Source organism: Bacteroides sp. OM05-10AA, assembly GCF_003439055.1.
GTDB classification, from domain to species: Bacteria; Bacteroidota; Bacteroidia; order Bacteroidales; family Bacteroidaceae; genus Bacteroides; species Bacteroides intestinigallinarum.
Genome location: NZ_QSUR01000001.1, coordinates 34,547 through 59,222 on the forward strand (window position 1 = coordinate 34,547; position 24,676 = coordinate 59,222).

The following is a 24,676-nucleotide window of genomic DNA, read 5'->3' on the forward strand; positions in this document are numbered from 1 at the left end:
CTGCAAAGAACTTTTTTGCAGGGGATCGTTAAATCTTGGCACCGGTATTGATTATTTAATCTTTTCCCGGATCTTCGTCAGATACTTTTTCATACCTTCCGCATCCTTGTTTTCGATGATTTCGAGAAGGTTTTTCAACTCTGTCCGGATATTAGTTACTTGTCCCGGAGTGCGTGGGTTGAACAGTATTTCCTGAAGCAGGTAATCATCTTCGCTTAGCAACCCTTTGGCGATTGCCATGTGCTTTTTGAACGTAGTTCCCGGGGCTTCCTGATGTTTCATTACGGCAGCAAATACGAACGTCGATACGAACGGAATAGAAAGCGAGTAGGCTACTGTTTCGTCGTGCTCATCGAAAGTATATTCAAAGATGTTCAACCGTAATGTCTGATAGAGGTCTTTGAAGAATATTTTTCCCAGGTGGTCGCCTTCACTGATAATGATGGCATTTTCACTGCTTAAATTGCTAAGACTTGCGAAAGTCGGGCCAAACATAGGGTGACTGGAAACGTAGCGGAAACCACTTTCTTCGTAGAACTTCTTCAGTCCGGTTTTTACAGAGGCAATGTCACTAATGATACAGTCTTTGGGTAGTACAGGCAGTATTTTGCGAAAGGCATCCAACGTGTACTTTACTGTGGCGGCATTAATAACCAGTTCCGGTTCAAATTCCTTAATCTCCTCCAATGTGGTGAAACGATATGTGTTATAGACGAAACGCAACTGGTGCGGGTTGACGTCGAACACGGCCGTCTCGTGTTGAAAGCTCAAAATATCAGTAAAGAAGGAGCCCATTTTACCAGCTCCAAGGATTAATATTCTCATAATGTTTATTATTTAGTAGTCAAGTAGTAAGTAGTAGATACTACTTGACTACTCTAACTACTTATTAATAATTTCCATCTGTTGACGAACTGATTCTTCGTGGATGGCTTCGAAAATCTTCTTCATAAACTCGCTGTCCATACCGCATTGTTCGCCCTGCGCGCCACGTTTTTCCAGAATCTCATTGTAACGTCCGGCTTGAAGGACTGTGATTCCGTGCTCTTTTTTGTAAGTACCGATTTCACGGGCCACACGCATTCTTTTTGCTAATTCCTGAATGATATTGTCGTCACATTCGTCAATCTGTTTACGGAGCTGTGCCAGACTTTCGGTAGATTGTGTTTCCGTACGGATTACCAACAGATTGAGGATATAGTCGAGTACGTCCGGAGTAACTTGTTGAGAAGCGTCGCTCCATGCGCAATCCGGGTTGCAGTGGCTTTCTACAATCAGACCGTCGAAATTCAAGTCCATAGCCTGTTGGCAAAGCGGTGCAACCAACTCACGTTTTCCACCGATATGGCTCGGATCACAGAAAATCGGAAGATTAGGGATGCGGCGGCGCAGTTCGATAGGAATATGCCATTGGGGAAGATTCCGATAGATCTTTTTGTCATAACTGCTGAAACCTCGGTGGATAGCACCCAGACGCTTCAAACCAGCGTTGTTGATACGTTCCAGTGCTCCGATCCATAATTCGAGATCCGGGTTCACCGGGTTCTTAACCAATACAGGGATATCAACCCCTTTCAGTGCGTCAGCGATTTCCTGTACGGCGAAAGGATTGGCAGTGGTGCGTGCACCTACCCAAAGAATATCGATTCCCGCTTTCAGACATTCGTAAACGTGTTTGGCTGTTGCTACCTCCGTAGAAACATACATTCCAGTTTCTTTCTTCACCTCTTTCAACCAGGCAAGACCTTCTACACCGATACCTTCGAAACCTCCCGGTTTGGTACGCGGCTTCCAGATTCCGGCACGATATATTTTTTGTCCTTTAGCAGCCAGTTGTTTGGCTGTATCCATTACTTGTTCTTCCGTTTCTGCGCTACACGGGCCGGCAATGACAATCGGTCTTTTAGCTTCAACGCCCGGTAATAAAATTGATTCGAGTTCCATATTCTTATTTGTTTTTATTCTTTTAATAACTTGTTTTCATTGAATTTGTTCTGTCTCATTCTGCTGTCGTTCTCTCTTTGGGAGAGGTTAGATTCTTTTAATTCTTTCCAGAGCTTCTGCCAGCTTATTGTCCTTGCAACAAAGTGAGATACGAATATACCTTGCTCCGTTACTGCCGAAGATAAATCCCGGAGTGATAAACACTCTTGCTTCATGCAGCACCTTTTCTGTCAGCTCCTCTACATCCTTGCAGGAAGCTGGAATCTTCCCCCAGAGGAACATGCCTACTTGTTTCTCATCGTAGGTGCATCCCAATGCTTTCATGATCTCACCGGCAAGATGACGACGGTTGCGGTAATTCTTATTATTACCTTCATACCAGTCTGTTTCAGCCTCAAGGGCGGTAGCAGCAGCCAGTTGCATGGCACGGAACATACCGCTGTCGATATTGCTTTTCACTTTCAATATCCATTGTACGAATTCAGCATTCGATGCCAGCATACCAATACGCCAGCCCGGCATATTGTGGCTCTTACTCATAGAATTGAACTCGATGCAACAGTCTTTGGCTCCCGGTACACTTAGGATACTGATAGGTTTTTCGTTCAGAATGAAGCTGTATGGATTATCATTCACAATTACGATATTCTTGCGACGGGCAAAATCAACGAGACGTTCATAGATTTCCGGAGTTGCATTGGCTCCCGTCGGCATGTTGGGATAATTGGTCCACATCAGTTTTACGCGACTAAGATCCATTTTTTCCAGTGCCTCGAAGTCAGGCATCCAGCCATCCTCTTCTTTCAGGTCGTAGTTGATAACTTCCGCTCCGAGTATTTTACTCAAAGATGTATAGGTGGGATATCCCGGATTCGGGACTAGCACCTGCTCACCCGGATTGACGAATGCCAGCGTAACATGGAGAATTCCTTCTTTAGAGCCGATTAAAGGCTGTATCTCCGTATTCGGATTCAGTTCCACTCCATACCAGCGTTGATACCAGGCAGCGAAGCCTTTGCGCAGTTCGGGGATACCTACATACGGTTGGTAACCGTGTCCGTTGGGATCATGAGCATTGTTGCACAATGTTTCGATGGTTTCCCTTGAGGGAGGCATATCGGGGCTTCCGATACCGAGGCTGATAACATCCTTCCCCTCTGCATTCATCTGTGCTACCTCTTTTAGCTTCTTTGAGAAGTAGTATTCGCTTACACTTGCCAATCTGTCGGCAGGAGCGATTTTATACGTTTGACTTTCCTTCTGCATATTCGCCTAATAATTTAAGTTCTTTGGTTAATGGAGTGATTGCAGCAATAGACTGCTTGTATCTTAGATAATCGTTGAAAGCTACATCTACGTAAAACTGGTATTCCCATTCCCGTCCGATGATAGGCAACGATTGAATTTTTGTCAGATTGATATTATAGAACGATAGAATGGATAAAACCTGTGACAGGCTGCCTTCCGTATGTGGAAGAGTGAATACGATACTTGCCTTGTTGGTTGCATTGGCATGATGTTGGCGGAGTTCGTCTACTTGCCAGGGATCGGCAACAACTAGAAAACGGGTGAAGTTGTGCTTGTTCGTTTCAATACCTTCCTGGAGGACTTTCATGCCGTAACGTTCAGCTGCTGCTTTGGAGCAGATGGCAGCGTGTCCTTTCAGATTTTCATTCTTGATGATTTCTGCGCTGCGGGCCGTGTCTTCACCTTCCACCACTTTCAACTGTGGATGTTGATTCAGAAATTCGCGACACTGCATCAGGGCGATAGGGTGGGAGTTGACTTCTGTCAGATCTTCCCAGCTCTCATCGGGGAGACAGACAAAGCTGTGCGAGATGCGCAGTTTGTATTCACCGATAATCTGTGTGCCGCTTTGTCTCAACAATTCATTGTTGTGCAACAAACTTCCCGCAATCGTATTCTCGATGGCTAGCATTCCGATAACCTGGCTGTCTTTCCGTATCGAAGTAAACACGTCTTCGAAGTTGGCACAACAGATTAACTCTATTTCTTCTCCCTCGAAGTACTTGTGTGCGGCGATATCATGATATGAGCCGAGTGTTCCTTGAATTGCTATCTTTTTCATTGTTCTAAATGTATTATATAAAAAAATCCCGCGTCCATATTGGAGCGGGATTCATATGATTGATTTCTCTATTCAGTCCTTAAGCATCACTGTCACTTGATACATACAAACTCCCGCTCTACTTTGTTGCTAAAGTAAAAGTAAAAAAAGAAGTAATATGCATAAGTAAATGATTTCATTCGAATCTATCTTTTTTGCTTTGGTTTTTAATTCTGGGGCAAAAGTAATAATTTTCTGTTAGATGCAAACAAAAAACGATACTTTTTTTGTTTTCTTGCCTAAAATAGATGAAAAGGATACTTAAAAGATGCCGGGAAGTGCTTCAGGCTTTGGTCCCAGGTTCTTGAATTCTCCGTTCAGACCAGCTTCCTCTTTCGGATTCAATTCCAGAGATTTCTTCATGTCCTCTACCGAACCGTCCTTATCACCATTCAGTAATTTAGCGCGTCCGCGTTCTTTGTAGGCTTCCGCAAAGTTCGGATTCAGTTCGATGGCTTCATCAAACAGGCCGATGGCTTCCGTCAGTTTTTTCTGGTTGATATAAAGTTGCCCTAAATAAAGGTATGCCTGTTCGTTGAACGGGTTTATTTCCGTCACCAGTTTGTAATCTTCTTCTGCCTCTTCGTCCTTGCCGTCTGCTTCTTTCACTTTTCCGCGCAGGAGCATGGCTGTCTCTTCTTCCGGATTCTGGGCGAGCACAGCATCTATATCTTCCATCATATCTTTATACTGTTTCAGGTTCATCAAAGCTTCCGCACGTAATAGGCGAGCTTCAATGAAATCATCTTTCAAAGTGATTGCTTTGGTGAGATGGGCAATAGTCATCAGGTCGTCATCCTGTCCCTTACGGGCTTTCCCTAATAGATAATGAGCCACGGCATTTCCTTCTTCGATGGCAATCGCTTTATTGGCAGCTTCTTCCATAGCCTGATAATCTTCCTGGATGAAGCATACATTGGCCAGTGTCAGGAAAGTGCTTGTGACGTCAGGTTCCATAGCAGCCATCTTTTCCAATAGCTCGCGGGCCTTTGCCGTTTCCCCCATCTGGATATAGAGTTGGCTAAGATAGCCCATTGTTTCAAACTCTTCCTTGATGGCAAGAGCTTCAATAAAACATTTTACTGCATAATCTGGACGTCCCATGCGTTGCGCACGTAAACCGTCGTATTTGAAAATCTCGAAATTTTTCTGATCGTTTTTCTGTTTTTCACTTTCCGGAGTTTCCGACTTACCGGAGAAGAAAGATTTAAAAAAGTTCGGCATGGTGTGTTATTTTTGAGTTACTTTGCAAAGGTAGTAACTTATTTTGAAATATGTATCATTCCATCCTGCATCTTCCATTCACCTTCCTCCAATAAATATTGGATGACTTCGCTGATGCTCTCTTTTTCCGCTTCTATCTTATCGGCTATTTCTACTGGTGTCAGCGGTTTCTGGGTGAGTAATTCTGATATTTTCTTTTTCAGTTCCTCGAAATCGAAAGAATTCTCGGTCAGGGCATCGGTTGCACGGTGACTAAGACAAACATCGCATTGTCCGCAGTTGTGCTCGTTCTTCTCTCCGAAGTAACGGAGCAGCATCCGGCTCCGGCACACATTCTCCGAAGTGACATACTCTTCCATCGCTTTGATGCGGGCTTCATACCGGGCTTTGCGTTCTTCGTAGACGGAAGGAGGAATATGCACAAAACGAAGTTCCTGCCGTTCGCGGGTGTATATAATATAAGGTGTCTTTTTGTGCGGAATGTAATCCACGATACGACGTTTGGTAAGCGTGACCAGTATATTATAAATTTGTTCGCGGGTCAGTCCGGTACGTATGGACAGGGTTGCTTCGCTGATATAGGCATAGTCGGTGAATACTCCGGTGTAAGAGCGGAGAATCGTCTGTATCAGTGCTTCGGCTTCCGTTCCCATTTCCCGCAATTTGTATAGTTCGTCCCGGCGAATCGTGAAAAGAATACGGGAGGCATTATCCTGTTCGTCCGTATATTCCAGATAGCCGGCTTGAGTCAATATTTTCAGTGCACTGTCCACCGGAACCGGGAAGTATTTGAACTTCCGGCAAAACTCTTCCAGATTAAACTCGCGGACACATTGGAAACCGTCGCCCATTGCCATCTGATAGTAATACTGCAGATGTTCGTAGACATTGAGAATATACTCCTTGTCGGGGAAAGTATCCACAACGCGCCTGTGTAGCGTCGTTCTGTCCGTTTTGGTGTATAAGATCACAGCATACGCTTTTTCACCGTCTCTTCCTGCACGACCGGCCTCCTGGAAATAAGCTTCGAGAGAGTCGGGGAGATCGAGATGCAATACGATACGCACGTCGGGTTTATCAATCCCCATTCCAAAGGCGTTTGTAGCTACCATTACACGAACTTCTCCGCTTTGCCAGCGTTTTTGTCTGAGGTCTTTTACGGCATTATCCAGTCCGGCGTGATAGAAGTCGGCGGTAATATCTTCGTTTACCAGTAACTCGGTGATTTCTTTGGTGCGTCGTCTGTTGCGGACATAGATAATGGCGCTGCCGGGTATCTTTCGTAAGATATGCAACAGCTCTTGAGTTTTGTTATCCGTTTGCCGGACGATATACGCCAGGTTTTTCCGTTCGAAGCTCATGCGGAAAACATTCTCTTCACGGAAATCCAGGCGAGCTTGAATATCCTTCACTACTTCCGGAGTGGCGGTCGCCGTAAGTGCCAGTACCGGAATTCCCGGTAGCAATGTCCGTATTTCGGCAATTTTCAGGTAAGCAGGACGGAAGTCATATCCCCATTGTGAGATACAGTGACTTTCGTCGACCGTAATCATGGAGACTTTCATTGATCGCAGTTTGGTACGGAATATGTCCGTGTCCAGACGTTCCGGAGAAATATAGAGGAATTTATAATTACCGAAGATGCAATTCTCAAGAGCAGTGAGAATCTCCTGCCGTGTCATGCCTGAATAGATGGCAAGCGCCTTGATGCCGCGTTTACGCAGGTTTTGCACCTGATCTTTCATCAGGGCGATGAGAGGAGTAATGACAATGCAAATCCCTTCCTGGGCGAGAGCAGGCACTTGAAAAGTGATGGACTTACCGCCTCCGGTCGGCATAAGTCCCAGTGTATCTTTGCCTTCGCCGATACTGGTGATGATCTCCTCCTGCAAGTCGCGGAAGGAGTCATATCCCCAATATTGCTTTAATATCTCCTGATACTTATTCAATCGGCTTTATATCCTCGATTTGAAGTTGTACTTCACCACGCTTGTGCGTGTTTTCTTCAATGGTGTAACAGATGTCGAACGAGCGTTTCGTTTTGATATAACGTACGTGTGAGCTCTGTCCGAACGCGATACCGTTCATTACATTATTCGATTTATTATCGACCAGTTCGAGTTTGATATGTTCCTGATCGCGTCCCACCACTTTACTTGTTCCGTAATCATAAACATGATGAGTGCAGAAAATAGGTTTCGTGTTATCAGGACCGAAAGGATTAAACTTTTTCAGGTCGCTGAAGAACTTGGATGAAATATCCCTGAAATCTATTTCAGCATCAATCTCGATAACGGCACTGGTTTGTTCCGGTAAGATATGCTGTGAAACGTATTCTTCGAATCGTTTGGTAAAGGCATTCACGTTTTCCACTTTCATCGACAGTCCGGCGGCGTATGTATGTCCCCCGAAGTTTTCCAGTAGGTCGCGGCAATGCTCGATTGCTTTATATACGTCGAAGCCGGAAACTGAACGTGCGGAACCTGTTGCCATATCATCCGTCCGGGTCAGTACCACGGCAGGGCGGTAGTACACTTCTGTCAGACGGGAAGCTACGATACCAATCACTCCTTTGTGCCATTCTTCGTTGTAGAGCACGATGGAGCGGCGATCGGCTAATCCTTCCAGATTGGCAACGATGTTGTTTGCCTCTTCCGTCATACTCTTGTCGAGGTCTTTCCGGGTTTCGTTGTATTGGTTGATTTGTCCGGCTTTCTCAAGCGCTATCGAGAAATCTTTTTCCGTCAGCAGGTCTACGGCTTCTTTTCCGTTTTGAATACGTCCTGATGCATTGATGCGCGGTCCGATTTTAAACACAATATCGCTGACGGTGATTTCCTTTTCAGAAAGTCCGCATACGTCGATAATAGCCTTCATACCAATGCTCGGGTTACTGTTCAGTTGCTTCAGACCGTGGTAGGCGAGGATACGGTTTTCATCCATAATCGGAACGATGTCCGATGCAATACTCACAGCTACAATATCCAGCAAAGGAATCAGGTGGTGGAACTCGATACCGTTACTGATAGCGAATGCCTGCATAAACTTGAAACCGACTCCACAACCGGAAAGGTGAGTGTACGGGTACGTATTGTCCAGGCGTTTGGCGTTCAGAATAGCTACGGCAGGCGGAAGCACATCATCCGGTACATGATGATCGCAGATGATGAAATCAATCCCTTTCTCTTTGGCATAAGTGATTTCTTCTACTGCTTTAATTCCACAATCGAGTACAATAATCAGTCCTACACCGGTTTCTGCGGCGTAGTCCACTCCTTTTTTAGAAATGCCATACCCTTCATTGTATCGGTCGGGTATGTAATAATCAAGGTTCGAATAGAACTGTTGAATAAACTTGTAGACCAATGCTACGGCAGTAGTACCGTCTACGTCATAATCTCCATAAATTAGAATACGTTCTTTCTTTCCCATCGCCCTGTTCAGACGTTCTACTGCAATATCCATATCCTTCATCAGGAACGGATCATGCAGGTCGGGCAATTGCGGGCGGAAAAACTTCTTGGCATCTGCTGCCTTTGTAATTCCCCGCTGCACCAAAAGTTGTCCAAGTATCGGGCTAATCCCTAGTTCCTGGGCCAATGTCTGGCTTGTCTCTGCCTGTTCGGGTGTAATGGGTCGATAATTCCATTTGTGATTCATTTTATATATTGTTTTTTCTTTTTCTGTTCTCAAGGGTTGAAAAGGCACTTCTTTCCAACAAGGGGTAAAAGTACGAAAAAAAGCGGAAGTGTATAGTAGATAAGACGAAAATATTTCAAGACTGGCTTTTGGAAGATAACTTCTTTTAGCTATCTTTGCTTCGTTAACAAAAGTCTAAACAGGTGAGAAATACGCTAAAATGAGAAGACAAAACGGTGCCATAAGCTCTAATATGACATTTGATGATATCTATATTGAGTATTATCAACGTTGTTTCTTGTTTGCTAAATCCTATCTTCACGATGAGATGCAGTCGAAAGATATAGCCTCTGAGGCAATGATAACTTTATGGAGTACGATGAAGACTGAAGAGGTGAAAAATATCCGTGCTTTTTTGATGACTGTGGTAAAGAATCAGGCCTTAAACTACCTGCGAAATGAGCATCTGCGGATGGAGGCCAGGGAAAACATCCTGGATGATGAACTTTACGAACTTGATTTCCGTATCTCTTCTCTTGACTCTTCCGATCCTAACCAACTTTTCTCTGAAGAAATAATCGCCATTGTTAATCATACTTTAAATGAATTGCCGGAAAAAACAAGAAGGGCATTTATGATGAGTCGATATGAGAATAAATCAATGAAAGAAATCGCTGAATCATTAAATGTGACAGTGAAAGGGGTAGACTATCATATTGGCAAAGCGTTGCAAGCTTTAAGGAAGAACCTCAAAGATTACCTTTATACTCTACTTTTTTTCTAATAGAATACCTTACCGATAAAGTTCTCCTTCGGCATTGATGCATATCCTCCTCGGCATTGATGAACAAATGAAGGACCTCAAAGCACTTTTTTTATTTTTCTTCTAGTGAAGTTTGTAAGTGGCGTGTCTTATATATGTAAGCCCTCAAAAAGCTTATGTCTTAACCCCAAGGAAAAAGTATGGATACGAAACTATTAAATAAATATCTTGCAGGAGATGCTCTTCCCGAAGAAAAGAGAGAAGTCGTGCGCTGGATGAAAGAAAGTGAAGAACACCGTGAACAACTGATGCAAATGCGTCATATTTATGACGCTACTATCTGGAATGGTAATTTGCAAGAAAAAAAGGCGGAAAATAAGAAAATTATGATGCGTTATCTTTGGGCCTCTATGAAGATAGCGGCAGTCATTGCCATGATTGCTTTTATTATTCATAAGGAATATCAAGAGTATCGGTTTGAACACTCTACTGAAATGCAGATGATGACGGTTCCCGCAGGGCAAAGGGCTAGCCTGGTTTTGGCTGACGGGACAATTGTCTGGTTGAACTCCAACTCTACTTTAAAATATCCGGCTACCGGATTTCATGCCAAAGAGAGGAAAGTGATTTTGGAAGGAGAGGGGTATTTTGAAGTGGCTCATAACGAGAAACATCCTTTTATTGTTGAGACGGAGAAATATGATATTCGAGTATTGGGAACTACTTTCAATGTCTCGGCATATCCTAACTCCGGTTTATTTGAAGCTTCTTTGATAGAAGGTAAAGTCACCGTATACCATCCTGAAACGCAAAACGAAATAATCTTGAATCCACATGAAAAGGTGGAAGTTAGAGACGGGAAACTTTATAAAGAGACCTTTACTTCGGATCATGATTTCTTGTGGAGGATGGGTATTTATTCTTTTAAAGATGAACCGTTGGAAACTGTCTTTAAGAAATTAGAGCAATATTATGAAGTGAAGATCATTAATAAAAACATAGAAATAGCTTCCCATCCGTGTACCGGTAAGTTCCGCCAGAAAGAAGGAATCGAACATGTGATGAGAGTATTGCAGAAATATATCAAATTTAATTATATACAGGACGACGAAAAGAATCAGATCATAATCTATTAACCCTAGTATTTAATCTAAAAAAAACACTGAAAATGAGAGCAAGAGAACCTGCCCGTTTAAAACAGAAATATCGGTAAGTGTTGCAGCACTTACCGATATGTGAGAAGTCAATAAAAAAGACTCGTCATCTGTTACAAATCTTTATGTATTAACTTAATAACTCTAGGCAAAGATATGAAAAATAATCTTTGGTGTGGACGTATTGTCCATAGAAAAACACACTGTACTCAAATTTTAAGAATTATGAGGTTAACTGTCTTTTTCCTGTTATTCATCGTTTTTGAGACATATTCCTTGAATGCTCGTTCTCAAAATCAAAAAGTAACGATGAATAAAGGAACCGCAACACTATCTGACGTTATCAGGCAGATTGAAAAACAAACAGACTATTTGTTTATTTACAATGAGCATGAGATTAATTTGAACAAGCAAATAGCAGTATCTACTCGGGAAACCACGGTTGCCGAAATTCTTAATAGAGTTTTGCAAGGAACGGGTTTCTCGTATACGATGGAGGGCAACCATATTATTCTGGTGAAAAATATGGAGAAAATGAAAAACGTAACTCCCGGCCGGAGGATAACAGGAACAGTAAAAGATGATTCGGGGGAGGCTGTTGTCGGTTGTAATGTGGCTGTTAAAGGTGAGAAAATAGGAGCCATCACCGATATGGACGGAAGGTATACTATCGAGGTTCCAGACAATAGTATATTGATTTTCTCGTTTTTAGGCTATAAGAGCGTTGAATATCCTGTCAAGAATAATTCGGTCATCAATATAACAATGCAGGAAGACTCCAGGTCTTTGGACGAAGTGGTAGTTGTAGGTTATGGAACACAGAAGAAAGTGAATTTGACAGGCGCTGTATCTGTGGTAGAGGGAGATCAATTGGCAGGGCGCTCTGCTTCGACTATGTCTCAATTACTGCAGGGAGCAGTCCCTAATATGACTGTCTCTTTTTCTTCAGGTCGTGCGGGAGATGGAGGTTCGTTTAATATCAGAGGTGTGAATTCCATCAGTGGTTCTGCTAAACCGTTGGTCCTTATTGATGGAGTGGAGGGAGATGTGAACCGTGTCAATCCGAATGATGTTGCATCCATTTCGGTATTAAAAGATGCGTCGTCTGCTGCTATTTATGGTGCGCGGGCTGCTTATGGAGTTATCCTGGTTACAACAAAGACCGGAGAAAAAGGCAAAGTCACTCTTAATTATAACGGACGGTATAGCTTTAGTGATGTGACTACGTCGACAGATTATGAAACCCGTGGATATTATGCAGCCGGTATTAGCGATATGTTCTTCTCTACCTGGCAGGGGACACCATTGCTCACATATACAGAAAAGGATTATTATGAGTTGTGGATCAGGAGAAATGATAAGACGGAACAATCCGAACGTCCCTGGGTAGTGACTGAGAACGGACAGTATAAATACTATGGAAATTTTGATTGGTACAATTATCTATATGATCATAAACGTCCGACTCATGAGCATAATGTAAGCATTGCCGGTGGAAGTGAACATCTGAAGTTCAGGCTTTCCGGAGGATACTATAATCAGAAAGGAGTTCTTAAAATACAACCGGATAAGTATGAACGCTATAATTTCAAATCAAGGCTGGAAGCAAAAGTGACTCTTTGGTTATCCGTCAGTAATAATACATCTTATTTCAAATCGAACTACTCCTATCCGGGACTTGGTGGAGTGAATACGATATTTAAGAATGCAAGTTATCGTGCCTTGCCTATATTAGTGCCTGTACATCCTGATGGTACACTGGTGTATGAAACTAATATAATGAACTATACTTTGGCGGGTACCACCGTTGCATTATCCAATAAGAAACATAATAATAAAGATGAGATAGACGAGTTTATGACTACCTTTGAAGTGGTTATCAACCCGGTAAAACATGTTGAAATCATAGGGAACTATACATATTCGAAATATGACAAGAAGTGTACCAATAGAAGTGTGGATGTGCAATACTCTAAGGTACCGGGTGTTACACTTACCATGCCTGAAAGTACAAGTGGAGGAAATAAGCTGACAGTCCTGAATACAAAGCATTTGTATTATGCGTATAATGCTTACGGAACTTATGGTAATTTGTTTGCCGGTTCTCATAATGTGAAATTGACAGGAGGTATTAACTATGAGACAAAATCTTATGAAGACCTGACAGTGAGTAAAGATGGACTGTTGTCTGATGAGTTGAATGATTTTAATTTAGCTAAGGGAGAAAATACGGTAGTCACCGGAGGAAAGAATAAATACGCCTTGTTCGGTGTCTTTTATAGGGCCAATTATGACTATAAAGGGAGATATTTGTTTGAGGCAAGCGGAAGATATGATGGCAGTTCCCGGTTTAAAAAAGGACACCGGTACGGCTTCTTTCCATCGTTCTCTGCGGGATGGCGCATTAGTGAAGAGCCTTTCTACGGAGCACTGAGAAATACAGTAGATAACTTGAAGTTACGACTGTCCTATGGAACTTTAGGCAATCAGCAAGTTGGATATTATGATTATCTGCAGCAAATAGAAACAGGGAAAGTGCTTAATTATTCGTTTGGTGATAAAGAAAAAGCCTCGTATGCCTATGAAACGGCTCCCAATGCTTCGGACTTGACATGGGAAACCGTGGTAACTAAGAATATTGGTCTCGATATCGGTATATTCAATAATAGATTGAATGTTTCGGCAGATGCTTATATAAGGGATACAAAAGACATGTTAATGCCCGGCAAAGCATTACCGTCTGTTTATGGTGCAAAATCTCCTAATATGAATGCTGCTGACCTAAAAACCAAAGGTTGGGAATTGGTCGTTGCGTGGAATGACCGTTTTAATGTGATGGATAAACCTTTTAATTATGGCATTTCGTTCGGAATCGGGGATAATATCTCCAAGATTACGAAATATGACAATCCTAATAAGGAAATTAGCTCTCCTTATGTTGGACAGAGGCTGGGAGATATATGGGGATATATGGTTGATGGCTATTTTGCAACAGATGAAGAGGCTGCTAATTATGGTGTAGACCAGAGTATTGTAAACTATATCATCAATAATGCCGTCGTCGATAGAGGACTACATGCCGGAGATATGAAATATATTGACCTCGATGGTAACAATAAGATTGAGCAAACTGTCAGTGCTAATGATATTAAGGACCAGCGGATAATAGGTAACTCTCTTCCACGCTATACATATAGTATCAGACTTAATGCTGAATGGAATGGATTTGATTTTTCCGTGTTTTTTCAAGGAGTGGGGAAACAGGACTGGTATCCGTCCAGTGATGCGTATGCCTTTTGGGGACCATATAGTGCACCTGCACCAAGCTTTATTCCGAAAGATTTCCTGGCAGACGTTTGGAGTGTAGACAATCCTAATGCCTATTTCCCACGTCCCAGAGGATATATTGCATGGAATGACGGCCGTTCTTTATCATCAGTTAATAACCGGTATTTGCAAAGTCTCGCTTATTGCCGACTGAAGAACCTGACTGTTGGATATACATTGCCAGCGAAATGGTTGTCAAAGATAAATGTACAGGAAGCTCGTCTTTATTTTAGTGGTGAAAACCTGCTCACATTGGATAGATTAGATACGGATTACATTGATCCGGAAGCAGCAGCGGCCGGAACGAGTTGGAAAACGGGTAGAACCAGTGCACTCGCTTATCCGTTCTCAAAAACCTATTCTTTTGGCATTGATATTACATTTTGATAATAACTAATATATGTATATATGAAAACTAAGTTTTGTATCATATCTATGTGGTTGTTTGCCATTCTTTTTATATCGTGTGATAAATTAGATCTTTATCCTGAAGACAGTCTGTCTCCAACCACCTATTTCAAGAATGAAAACGAACTCCAACTATATAGTAATCAGTTTTACTATAATATACTACCTACGGCGGCAGATATTTATAAAGATAATGCAGATGTGTTGATTGTCTCTCCGTTGGACGATGAGGTGACAGGGCAACGTATCATTCCATCAACAGGTGGAGGATGGAGTTGGGAGGCATTGAGAAGTCTCAATTTCTTGTTAGAGAATTCTCATAATTGTGAAGATCAAGATGTACGTAATAAGTACGATGCAATCACCCGTTTTTTCAGGGCTTATTTTTACTTTAAAAAAGTACAGCGATTTGGAGATGTCCCTTGGTATGACAAAGTGTTGGACTCGTCTGATGCAGAACAGTTGTATAAACCCCGAGATTCCAGAGAGTTTGTAATGCAGAGAATCATCGAAGATTTGGATTTTGCTATTACTACTTTATCCAAAGATAAAGAACTTTACAAAGTTAGTAAATGGGCTGCGTTGGCATTGAAGTCAAGAGTTTGTCTGTTCGAGGGGACTTTCCGCAAATATCATGGAATAGGAGATTATGAGAAATATCTGGATGCATGTATCAGTGCATCTGATGATTTCATGAGAAATAGCGGATATAGTTTGTATAAGTCGGGTGTAACCCCTTATCAGTCTCTTTTTTCTTCCTTGAATGCTATTCAACAGGAAATTATATTGGCCAGAGATTATAATGGAACTCTGAACATACGCCATGATGTTCAGGGTTTTGAAAATACAGCTTCAAAAGGCAGACCCGGTTTGTCAAAAACAGTCGTTAATATGTATCTGAACAAGAACGGTTCCCGTTTTACCGATATGCAAGGGTATGCCACTAAAGTATTCTTTGATGAATGTCAGAACAGAGATCCTCGTCTGGCACAGACCATCCGTACCCCGGGATACATACGACCGGGTACTACCAAACAAGTAGGTCCTAACTTTGCCTCCGCGATGACGGGCTACCATCTGATAAAGTATTCAGGTGATCCCAAATATGACGTGGGAGATACATCTGAAAATGACTTTCCTATTTTCAGGACAGCCGAAGTCTACTTAAATTATGTGGAAGCTAAAGCAGAAAGAGGAACTCTGGAACAGAATGATATTGACAGGACAATCAAATTGATTAGAGAAAGGGTGGGGATGCCTAATTTGAATATGAGTGACGCCAATGCTACTCCCGATTCATATCTTTTGAATGTTTATCCTCATGTTTCTGATGTCAATAAAGGGGTGATATTAGAAATCCGTCGCGAGCGGGTGATTGAATTGCTAATGGAGGGTTTCCGTTATTATGACTTGATGCGTTGGAAAGAGGGAAGCTGTATGGATAATGACTTTTTGGGTATGTATTTCCCTGGTCCGGGCAATTATGACCTGAATCACGATGGAACGATTGATGTCTGCCTATATAAAGGAGCCAAACCTACTGGAGTTAATGCGCTCGAATTCTTGGAGATCGGTGTTACTGTAGAATTGACAGAGGGAGAGTCCGGCAATATTATATGTTATAAAGACGTTCCCCGGCAATGGAATGAAGCACGTGACTACTTGTATCCGATTCCTCGGCAGGACCGTATACTCACCAATGGAGCACTGACTCAAAATCCGGGATGGAATGATGGTTTAAACTTTTAATTTAATTGATTATGAAAAGATATAGAATAATAATAGTGTTGATTTCCACGCTTTTTATAGTTACTATCGGGTGTTCCAGTCAACTGGATAATGAGGATTTTAGTGACATGATAGGGAAAGGTCAGAACTATACTCCACCTCCTGTTGTCGTAGAAGGTCCAACACTAAAAGATAAAGAAGGTTGGAAAATAGATTCTATTGATGGGAAAAACTTCATATGGTATACTTATCAGAATGGGGCTTTTAATGCCCAGCAACAAGTGAATGTACTTGAACTCGATCTTTCGAATCCCGACTATGAATTGGAATTTGTAGCTTTGCCTCAATCTGATTCTTTGTCAAGTGTTGCTTTAAAACACGATGCGGTGGGAGGAGTTAATGGTACGTATGAACTGGATGCCTCTTTCATCAAAACGAATGGCTCGATAATGTCAGCAATAACCTTACCCGAAGGTCATTTAAGATATTGGAAGCATGAAGGAGCAATCACTTATGATGGGTATAAAGCAACTATCGGGTATGGGACCAAAGAGTCGTATGCATATAACTCGGCACCTAACATCTTTTCCGGGGCACCGGTCTTGATTGAAGATTACAAACCGGTAGGAGAGACATTCATCGGTGATGTATCTGGCATCAATCTGAATACATTGGATGGAGAAGATTATCGGAGGCATCAAGGAGTACGTCACCCCCGTACTGCTGTAGCCCTGACCGAACAGAACAAGCTACTATTGATAACCGTGGATGGGCGTGCCGATTTAGCTGCCGGGATGACAGCAAAAGAACTTACCGGTTTTATTAATCGGTATTTTGAGCCTCAAAATGCATTGAATATTGATGGAGGAGGTTCCACAACGATGTATGTGAAGAATAGTAATCTTTCGACAACCGATGTGGTTAATTACCCATGCGACAATGGAAAGTACGATCATTATGGGCAGCGCAGTGTGCGGACCTTTATCCTGATCAAGAAAAAAACGAATGACCAATTATTTGATTCGGGGGATGGATCGATGGAGAATCCGTATATTATAAAGACGGCAAGACACATCCAGAATATGCATAAAGTTACTTATTCTAAAGGGACGGTTTATTTCAGGATGGAAGCGGATGTGAATATGGCAGCCGTTGAGTGGCAGCCATTAAATGCAACTTCTCCTTATGACCGAATCATTGATTTTGATGGTAATGGACACGTAATCAGAGAGCTGAAATCGAAAGGCAATTATGCCAGCTTGTTTGGAGTTCTCTGTGGTGTTTGTAAAGACTTGGGGATTGTAGATGCAGATATTGTAGCAGAAAATGGCGGTGGAATATTGGCTGGATATATAGGATCTAAAATACCTACTTCAGCAGAGTTTACTGGAAGCGTTGAGAATTGTTATACGACAGGAAAGGTGTCGGGAGCAGATGCGATAGGTGGCATTTCCGGTAATATTGGTAAACCGAGTGGAGCTACATATTCTTCTATAAAGAATTGTTATTCTACAGCTTCTGTTACAGCAAAGAATGAAACCGGGAATTCACGTGCCGGAGGTATAGTTGGTATTGTTTGGGCTGGTGGCATTTTAGAAAATTGTTATGCAACTGGTGATATAATTTCCATGAACGCAGGGGCAGCAGGTATCGGAGCTTACTTTGATACTGCACCTAAAGGATGTGTTGCTTTAAATAAATTAGTGGAAAACAAGAAAAATGGTGTAAATTTGGGGCGCATTGCGGCTTTCATGGGAGCTGCTAATATGAATGTAGAAAATTGCTGGGCAATAGAAGGCATGGAGATTTTGAGTGCAGGAGTTCCCAAAACAGATTTCTCTAGTGGGATTGTGGGAGTTCAAAAGCCTCATGATGGAGAGACTAAGTCGAAAGAATTCTTATCAAATATGCAGAACTATCTTGATGCAGGATGGGGAAATTCATGGTATTACAAGGTAAATGCGAAAGGATATCCTATTCTATTATGGCAATATAATCGGGAAGATTATAATACGGACATCACTGGTCATTAAGACTAATATATATTATACTTAACATCTTGATTCGTTAGTTTATGAAGAGAAACTTGTTAATCGTCGTTATCCTGGCTGTATGCTCCATTGGAATAGTAAAAGGGCAGACAGCAGCGGATTCATTGGCTATTGTATCTGCTTGTTGGAAGATAGACAATCCTCAAAAAGGAATTGTATATAAGTATGCTTCTATCCCTCAATTATATCAAGGTCCCCAATCTATCAGCCTGATAGAAATTGATCCTCTTGCAGGTTTGAAAGTCGGTGTTGCCGTCTCGGATAAAATGAAAGAAACAAGTAAGATTGCTTCTGAACATAACGCCATTGCAGCCATTAATGGCTCCTATTTTGACATGAAACGGGGAAACTCGGTCTGTTTCTTGAAGACGGATCGCCAAGTTGTTGATACAACGCTGCAGAGTGAGTTTAAACAGCGTGTCACAGGAGCCATTAGTGTGCGCAAAGGGGAAATGAAATTAATTCCTTGGAACAAACAGATAGAAAAGAATTATAAAGGCAAAGCAGGTACCATACTAGCTTCCGGTCCGTTAATGTTGAAAGACGGACAGGTTTGTGATTGGAACTCGTGTGAACCGAATTTTATCCGGACGAAGCACCCTCGTAGTGCTGTTGCTACTACTAAGGATGGAAAAATACTGTTGATAACGGTAGACGGGCGTTTTCCTGAACAAGCAGGAGGAGTGAATATCCCGGAATTGGCACATCTGATTCGTGTTTTAGGGGGTGAGGATGCATTAAATTTGGATGGAGGTGGATCTACTACTCTTTGGTTGTCCGGTGCATCGGATAATGGAGTCGTTAATTATCCTTGTGACAATGGGCGGTTTGACCATGCCGGAGAACGGAAAGTTCCTAATATTCTTTATATAACGCATCAATAACGTTTCCATTATTCTTCATTGTATTTAAGATCTTTCAGTGCATAGATTAAGACTTTTCAGTGTAGAAACTAGTGACTTTTTATGCAGTCGGGTAGTCGTCCCGTTGTAACGGGACAATGGGCACTTTGTAAAAAGACGAATGTCACCTTATAGGGTGACATTTATCATTCTATAAGGTGACTAGCTATCTCCAAAAGGATGAAAATTACTAAAGATACAAAATTAATTAGTGAAAAGCAATAGTAGGGTAGGAAATTTATCTGTATTGCAAACAGACTTAGAATTCAAATCCGAATCTAATACCTACTCCATGTAACCTCATACTTGTATTTTTATTGTTTATAGTTTCTTGAGTGCGCTATAGATAGAGCCTGCCCAATAGTTGCGCAATCCGAAACCACGTGCCTTGCCGTCGGTAATCCATTCTTCAATGATTTCCTTTGTTTCGGTATTGAAGAATACGACTTCATACGTACCTCTATTGTTTGATTTGTCCAGGAACTGTGCGATAAACACCATACCTACTCCGGGTGTTTTCTGGATAGGCAATGCGTTGATGGCTGCTTTGATTTGCTCTTTACTAAGAGTATATTCTCTTTTAGCAGTCATTAGTTCGGCCAGGTCGATGTTTTCGTTCACCTGATTAACGGCATCCAGTGAAATCTCTGTCACTTCTTTTTTCAATTGTTTTCCTACGTTATACTTCTTAGCTTCTGTGATGAACAGTTCATTGATACGTCTGAAAGCATCTTTGAATTGTGCCGGTGATTCATCTGCACCGAAAACTTTTACTAGGGAGTAGTCTACCCCATAGAACTTAATAGACTGAATGTCTTTCAATGCACTCTTGCCTTGTCCGAAACAGAACAGGCTCGTGCTCAAGAATAAGAATAGAATAAGTTTTTTCATATACGTTAATGTTAAAGTGATATAGTTGGTTACTAACTTCCAAAAGTAGAAAATAATTATCGTAAATCAATGAATTTTATCGTTTTTCGACTCATCGGAGGCATTTGTATCTTGGCAATGTACTCTGCCGATTCAAAATTGATGCTTGGCGCCACTCTGACTTTCGAACGGAACAGATCTTTAATCTCTTTGGCAAAGGCTTCGCTACGGTTCTCGCTTCCGATACGAATCAGAATCTCATCCGTTCCCAATTCATTGGTATAAACTTCAATAATATAGTTTTTTACCGAAGGTATATTATCCAGAATGTCGAATAATGCAGGCGGATATAACGTTGTTCCTTTGTATTTAATCATTTGTCCTTTCCGGCCGAGGATGGAGCTTAGGCGGATGGTATTTCTCCCGCAACCACAGGGCTCGGTGTGGTGGTAGCAAATATCGCCTGTTTTGAAACGGAGCAACGGCATCCCTTTGACTCCGAGCGTCGTGATCGTTACTTCCCCTGCTTCTCCCTCTTCCACGGGACGATTGTTATCATCCAGAAACTCTACAATGATAAGTTCCGGTTGCAAATGTCCTCCGTGGAATTCATTACACTCGGTAAAGGACGACTGCATTTCGGTGGAGGCATAAGTGGAATACAACTGCAAGGCAGGCCATTTATCGTGTATTTTCTGTCCGAGCGTATTCAACTGGAATTCCTGATTGCGCAATGCTTCTCCGATACAGATACACTTCTGCATGGAACAGGTATTATGGTCGATATGATTCTTTTCGGCAAACTCTATCAGTTTGATAAGGAAAGAGGGGACCACCATTCCACAAGTCGGATGTATCCGTCGAATCGTGTCCCATTGCAGTTCCGGGATGCCGTTGCCTACACGGATCACTCCCATGCCCAGTTCGCGGGCTCCCATATAATAAGCCAGGCCTGCCATGAAACGGCGGTCGATGGTAGTCATCAATTGAAGAATATCCTGCTTGGTGCATCCGGTGGTGGTGAAAGATAGGTATTCGTTGTAAGAGAGACGGTCCAGGTCTTCAGAGGTGAGAACGAAAGTGACCGGATCTCCCAATGTGCCCGAAGTCGTCACATAGTCGATAATTTCCTCTTTGTCTACGCAGATGAAATCATCGTTATGGAGTTGCAAGTCCGTCTTGGTAGTGACGGGGATCTGTTGCAAGTCTTCAATCGTCTTTATTTGATTGATATCAATGTGATGTTCGGCAAACATCTGTTGATAGAACTTGGAATGTGCTTGCAGGTAGGCTAACGCTTTGGCTAACTGTTCTTCCTGATAGCTTTTGATATCTTCCGGTGAGCGGAACTGAATTTCAGGATTCTTTTCCATCTTTGGATTGTTTTTGAATTTTCTGTTGGATACGTTCTTTCTCTTGCAACTTGGGAATAGGTCTCTTCAATGCCTGTTGCCAGTATGCAATAGCTTGTTGAGGTTGCTGCATGGTCTCGTAGTAATCTCCTATTACTTCATATACATAGTATAGGGAAGGATTGGAGGCTTGGTATGTTTTTAAAACAGATTCCTCTATCTTTTCCTTTTTTCTGATTTTCTTCAATAAAAGCGGAGTCAGTTTCTTATAAGTGAGAAGATGCTGGAACTCCGGTGTGTCGATGAATTTATCTTCCGGAATGGTCAGAGCGGAACTGTATATTTCGTGTTGCCAATCAATCGTGTCCTTGAATATCTTATTCAGGTCATAGGCTATGTATTTCCCACATTGCCAGGGAGAGGTAGATACCCACATCAGCCGTTTTTCCGGCTGGAAGATGACGGAATGATGGGCAATAAACTGATTGATGGCCATTTCGTTAGCCAGTCCCAGGTCTGTGTTTTGCAAGCCTTTGTGGTCACGCAGGATAGAGGCGGCTTTGGAGACATCTATCGGAAGATCCTCATTAATGAGTTCCGTTAATCGTGCAAAACGGTATGGGCTGTCGGAAGTGCGGATATTTTCCATGTTTCGTTCGTCCTTGCTGAATTCTTCCGATTGGTAATGGTTGGTGCAGATGAGCCGATTAGCTTCTTTTCCGGTGAAAAGCACTGTTTTCTCCGGAGATTTCTCGATAATCGCGGCCTTGCCGTCTTTGGCAGAACCTATCAATATGGATTCGGAGACGAATGTTTCCCGTTTTTGGGCGATGGCAAAGGCTTCATCAATAGTGGCTGCATATTGCAGAATCTCTCTGGTCAGGATGGAAATGGGGGTAGCGGAACCTGTCGGGACAGCAGATTTGGCAGCATTAATTGTCACGGTAAGTCCTGTCTCGTTCATGCCGGATAACACTCCTATCATACCCGGCCATCCCACGGAAGCAAACCTGTATCCTTGCTCCGGTACATAAAAAGCCACCTGCTTGTTCTCTGCGAAGGCATCTCCAACGTAGAAATCGAAGTTACGTCCAATCAGCAGGGATGAATCTGCACTTTGTGTTCCCCAAGTGGCGAACGAACTGCATCCCACTAACATATAATCCTGCATGGCGTGTCCCAGGTCGTGCGCCGAATGGTAATTCAACTGGCGTTCGTAAGGAGTGCCGATGAAGTCGTACTCATGTGTACATGATAGCGAGATTCCGTAGATCTCGTCGCGGTATTCTTCGAGAACGTTCTCACCCAGATTACGGTTGAATAATACAATGAAGAACCGGAGGAATTTCAGATAACTGTCTGAAGGAACAATTTCACGAATCTGATCCACGAACACTTTTTCTTGATAGTGGAGCAGGTCGGAAGACAGTTTCCCGATAGCTTCTCCTCTCCGGAAAGCATCCCCTTTCACAAACAATTCCCATAAGCCGCTGTCGCTGTGCCGGAGAAAGTTATCTCCATAATACCGGAGGTGGAGACTGTCTATATCAATCACTTTGTCTGTGGTCATGCTTTGCTCATGTTTGGGCGTTTGCATATCCGCAGAAAAGTAGAGATAGCTGATTCCGGCTATCAATAGAACAATGAGCGACAGGAAAAGGAAGCCCGTGTATTGGAGTGTCTTTTTGACTATTCTATGCATTTCCTACTTTTTTAGCCAGATATTCTTGTCCTACAAACTCCGCACAAGTCAGCATGGCAGTTAGTGTTACCCCTAATGCACCATGCACATTCAGGTTTTGCCCGGTGAGAAAGAGATTTCCCAAGCGGCTTCTTGTAGATACGAAACCAATTTGCGGACATTTATAATCTTTGATAATCCCATACGCGGAACCATCCACTGTTCCTGTATAGTCGCGATAGCTTAATGGAGTAGTGGTATACATCTCTTCTATGTTTTCTGAAAGGTTAATGCCATGTCCTCGGATGAAGCGGAGAATCTGCTCTGCTTTCTCCTTTTTGAAGGATTGGTAGTCTTCTCCCCGATGTTCGGGAGTCGTGTCCTTCCAGGCAGACAGTTCATCTATATACATCGGTGTCAGGATGGAAATGACACTGGCATATTGACTGTCCTCGGAAGACGCTTGCATGGAAATCATACAGTTGGTAGTCCGTCCCGGATAGAGCAGTTTATCATACCACACTTTATTGTTCGCATGCAGATACAGGTTGCGGTTCTGATAGGGAGTGCTTTTTTTCTTCATTACCAGGTAGAGCGTAAAGATGCCGTAGGTATTTTCCAGCGAACGGATGCGGGAAATATAGGCATTCTTGATGCTACGGTTTTTATCCAGTATCTCCAATGTCCGTTGGGGATGCATATTGGAGATGACGAAGTCGCTTTCCAGTCGCTCTTCTCCGTTGATGATAACCCCTTGTATCTTTTCGTTTTCAACGATGATGCGGGTGGCTTCACTGTTATTGAGCACGGTCCCTCCATTTGCCCGGATTACATTGATAAGCTCCAGACTGACTTGCATACTTCCGTCTACAAAACGGTAGGCCCCTTCAATATAAGAGTGGTTAATCATGGCATGCTGGTAGAAAGTGGAGACATCTTTCAAACCTCCGTAGAGTAAAGCTGAACCTGCCAGTACATTTCGTAAGGCGGGGTCCGGAGTGATATCCGCAATCAGATGGGCGGCAGAGGTACAAAAGTATTTCATACCCTCCAAAGCGAGTGTGCCTTGTTTCAGGTGGTCTACGCTAATCAGGTTTCCGACAGCCTGAAGCTGTTCGGCATAGCATTTCAAGTTTTCTTTCTCATGCGGGAAGGAACGGCAGATGGTTTCAATAAACTGCGGGTACCCCATTGCATAATCGTATGTTTTTCCTTTATAGTAGATCGTATCAAAAGCAGCATCGTCCAAGCGTTTTATTTTCAGCTTGTCCATGATGCCGAAATAGCGGAAATACTGGTTCATCACTTGACCCTCATCCAGGCTTCCTACATAATGAATGCCCGTATCCAACAGATGCCCTTTTCGTTGGTAAGTCTGGAAGCATCCGCCGAATTGCGCATTTTTTTCTACTACGCATACGTTGAATCCCTCTTTGCTAAGAATCGCTCCGCATTCCAGTCCGCCAAGGCCGCTGCCGATAATGATGATATCATATTTGCTCATA

The 24,676-nt window shown here is 42.6% G+C and carries 17 protein-coding genes; 6 read left to right on the forward strand and 11 right to left on the reverse strand.

What is annotated here, in order from left to right; translation table 11 throughout:
- Positions 1-51: 51 nt before the first annotated feature.
- The 7 genes from DXB58_RS00150 to recJ form a co-directional block, all read right to left on the reverse strand.
- Positions 52-825 (reverse strand): prephenate dehydrogenase/arogenate dehydrogenase family protein, encoded by a 774-nt coding sequence (locus tag DXB58_RS00150; RefSeq protein ID WP_055167702.1) that lies wholly within the window; start codon positions 823-825, stop codon positions 52-54.
- 57 nt (positions 826-882) lie between these two features.
- Positions 883-1,944: a bifunctional 3-deoxy-7-phosphoheptulonate synthase/chorismate mutase type II gene (locus DXB58_RS00155; protein ID WP_004297264.1), complete on the reverse strand. Its 1,062-nt coding sequence runs from the start codon at positions 1,942-1,944 to the stop codon at positions 883-885.
- Positions 1,945-2,031: 87 nt separating this feature from the next.
- Entirely contained in the window at positions 2,032-3,210 is a 1,179-nt protein-coding gene (locus tag DXB58_RS00160; protein ID WP_055167701.1) for a pyridoxal phosphate-dependent aminotransferase, read from the reverse strand.
- Entirely contained in the window at positions 3,185-4,033 is an 849-nt protein-coding gene (locus tag DXB58_RS00165; protein ID WP_122135526.1) for a prephenate dehydratase, read from the reverse strand. The genes DXB58_RS00160 and DXB58_RS00165 overlap by 26 nt, the downstream gene beginning before the upstream one ends.
- Before the next feature lie 300 nt (positions 4,034-4,333).
- Entirely contained in the window at positions 4,334-5,296 is a 963-nt protein-coding gene (locus tag DXB58_RS00170; RefSeq protein ID WP_004297267.1) for a lipopolysaccharide assembly protein LapB, read from the reverse strand.
- A 38-nt stretch (positions 5,297-5,334) separates the two neighbouring features.
- Positions 5,335-7,245: an ATP-dependent DNA helicase RecQ gene (locus tag DXB58_RS00175; RefSeq protein ID WP_004324713.1), complete on the reverse strand. Its 1,911-nt coding sequence runs from the start codon at positions 7,243-7,245 to the stop codon at positions 5,335-5,337.
- Positions 7,238-8,956 (reverse strand): single-stranded-DNA-specific exonuclease RecJ, encoded by a 1,719-nt coding sequence (recJ, locus tag DXB58_RS00180; protein WP_122135527.1) that lies wholly within the window; start codon positions 8,954-8,956, stop codon positions 7,238-7,240. Before recJ ends, DXB58_RS00175 begins: the two co-directional genes overlap by 8 nt.
- A gap of 232 nt (positions 8,957-9,188) precedes the next feature.
- Here recJ and DXB58_RS00185 point away from each other — a divergent pair, with 232 nt between their 5' ends.
- The 6 genes from DXB58_RS00185 (at position 9,189) to DXB58_RS00210 (ending at position 19,250) form a co-directional block, all read left to right on the forward strand.
- Positions 9,189-9,719 (forward strand): RNA polymerase sigma-70 factor, encoded by a 531-nt coding sequence (locus DXB58_RS00185; RefSeq protein WP_009000286.1) that lies wholly within the window; start codon positions 9,189-9,191, stop codon positions 9,717-9,719.
- A gap of 179 nt (positions 9,720-9,898) precedes the next feature.
- Positions 9,899-10,834 (forward strand): FecR family protein, encoded by a 936-nt coding sequence (locus DXB58_RS00190; RefSeq protein WP_122135528.1) that lies wholly within the window; start codon positions 9,899-9,901, stop codon positions 10,832-10,834.
- A gap of 174 nt (positions 10,835-11,008) precedes the next feature.
- A complete protein-coding gene (locus tag DXB58_RS00195) occupies positions 11,009-14,566 on the forward strand; it encodes a TonB-dependent receptor (RefSeq protein WP_122135529.1) in 3,558 nt (1,185 codons plus the stop codon).
- A gap of 21 nt (positions 14,567-14,587) precedes the next feature.
- On the forward strand, positions 14,588-16,336 hold the full coding sequence (locus DXB58_RS00200) for a RagB/SusD family nutrient uptake outer membrane protein (RefSeq protein ID WP_122135530.1): 1,749 nt from the start codon (positions 14,588-14,590) through the stop codon (positions 16,334-16,336).
- A gap of 11 nt (positions 16,337-16,347) precedes the next feature.
- The gene (locus DXB58_RS00205) at positions 16,348-18,348 is read left to right on the forward strand and encodes a phosphodiester glycosidase family protein (protein WP_122135531.1); all 2,001 of its coding nucleotides are present in this window, start codon (positions 16,348-16,350) and stop codon (positions 18,346-18,348) included.
- 41 nt (positions 18,349-18,389) lie between these two features.
- Positions 18,390-19,250 (forward strand): phosphodiester glycosidase family protein, encoded by an 861-nt coding sequence (locus tag DXB58_RS00210; RefSeq protein ID WP_122135532.1) that lies wholly within the window; start codon positions 18,390-18,392, stop codon positions 19,248-19,250.
- A 339-nt stretch (positions 19,251-19,589) separates the two neighbouring features.
- On the opposite strand, the gene DXB58_RS00215 is transcribed toward DXB58_RS00210, so the two are convergent.
- Genes DXB58_RS00215 through DXB58_RS00230 form a run of 4 tightly spaced genes read right to left on the reverse strand, consistent with a single transcriptional unit; the run spans position 19,590 to position 24,675 of the window.
- Complete coding sequence (locus DXB58_RS00215) at positions 19,590-20,159, reverse strand: hypothetical protein (protein ID WP_122135533.1); 570 nt, start codon at positions 20,157-20,159, stop codon at positions 19,590-19,592.
- A 56-nt stretch (positions 20,160-20,215) separates the two neighbouring features.
- On the reverse strand, positions 20,216-21,511 hold the full coding sequence (locus DXB58_RS00220) for a phenylacetate--CoA ligase family protein (protein ID WP_004324722.1): 1,296 nt from the start codon (positions 21,509-21,511) through the stop codon (positions 20,216-20,218).
- Entirely contained in the window at positions 21,495-23,192 is a 1,698-nt protein-coding gene (locus DXB58_RS00225) for a C45 family peptidase (RefSeq protein ID WP_122135534.1), read from the reverse strand. The genes DXB58_RS00220 and DXB58_RS00225 overlap by 17 nt, the downstream gene beginning before the upstream one ends.
- On the reverse strand, positions 23,185-24,675 hold the full coding sequence (locus DXB58_RS00230) for an NAD(P)/FAD-dependent oxidoreductase (RefSeq protein WP_122135535.1): 1,491 nt from the start codon (positions 24,673-24,675) through the stop codon (positions 23,185-23,187). The genes DXB58_RS00225 and DXB58_RS00230 overlap by 8 nt, the downstream gene beginning before the upstream one ends.
- Between the last annotated feature and the right edge of the window lies 1 nt (position 24,676).

Coding starts and splice junctions, on each gene's coding strand:
- DXB58_RS00150 (WP_055167702.1), bottom strand. CDS start 825: ATGAGAATATTAATCCTTGGAGCTGGTAAAATGGGCTCCTTCTTTACT.
- DXB58_RS00155 (WP_004297264.1), bottom strand. CDS start 1,944: ATGGAACTCGAATCAATTTTATTACCGGGCGTTGAAGCTAAAAGACCG.
- DXB58_RS00160 (WP_055167701.1), bottom strand. CDS start 3,210: ATGCAGAAGGAAAGTCAAACGTATAAAATCGCTCCTGCCGACAGATTG.
- DXB58_RS00165 (WP_122135526.1), bottom strand. CDS start 4,033: ATGAAAAAGATAGCAATTCAAGGAACACTCGGCTCATATCATGATATC.
- DXB58_RS00170 (WP_004297267.1), bottom strand. CDS start 5,296: ATGCCGAACTTTTTTAAATCTTTCTTCTCCGGTAAGTCGGAAACTCCG.
- recJ (WP_122135527.1), bottom strand. CDS start 8,956: ATGAATCACAAATGGAATTATCGACCCATTACACCCGAACAGGCAGAG.
- DXB58_RS00185 (WP_009000286.1), top strand. CDS start 9,189: ATGACATTTGATGATATCTATATTGAGTATTATCAACGTTGTTTCTTG.
- DXB58_RS00190 (WP_122135528.1), top strand. CDS start 9,899: ATGGATACGAAACTATTAAATAAATATCTTGCAGGAGATGCTCTTCCC.
- DXB58_RS00195 (WP_122135529.1), top strand. CDS start 11,009: ATGAAAAATAATCTTTGGTGTGGACGTATTGTCCATAGAAAAACACAC.
- DXB58_RS00200 (WP_122135530.1), top strand. CDS start 14,588: ATGAAAACTAAGTTTTGTATCATATCTATGTGGTTGTTTGCCATTCTT.
- DXB58_RS00205 (WP_122135531.1), top strand. CDS start 16,348: ATGAAAAGATATAGAATAATAATAGTGTTGATTTCCACGCTTTTTATA.
- DXB58_RS00210 (WP_122135532.1), top strand. CDS start 18,390: ATGAAGAGAAACTTGTTAATCGTCGTTATCCTGGCTGTATGCTCCATT.
- DXB58_RS00215 (WP_122135533.1), bottom strand. CDS start 20,159: ATGAAAAAACTTATTCTATTCTTATTCTTGAGCACGAGCCTGTTCTGT.
- DXB58_RS00220 (WP_004324722.1), bottom strand. CDS start 21,511: ATGGAAAAGAATCCTGAAATTCAGTTCCGCTCACCGGAAGATATCAAA.
- DXB58_RS00225 (WP_122135534.1), bottom strand. CDS start 23,192: ATGCATAGAATAGTCAAAAAGACACTCCAATACACGGGCTTCCTTTTC.
- DXB58_RS00230 (WP_122135535.1), bottom strand. CDS start 24,675: ATGAGCAAATATGATATCATCATTATCGGCAGCGGCCTTGGCGGACTG.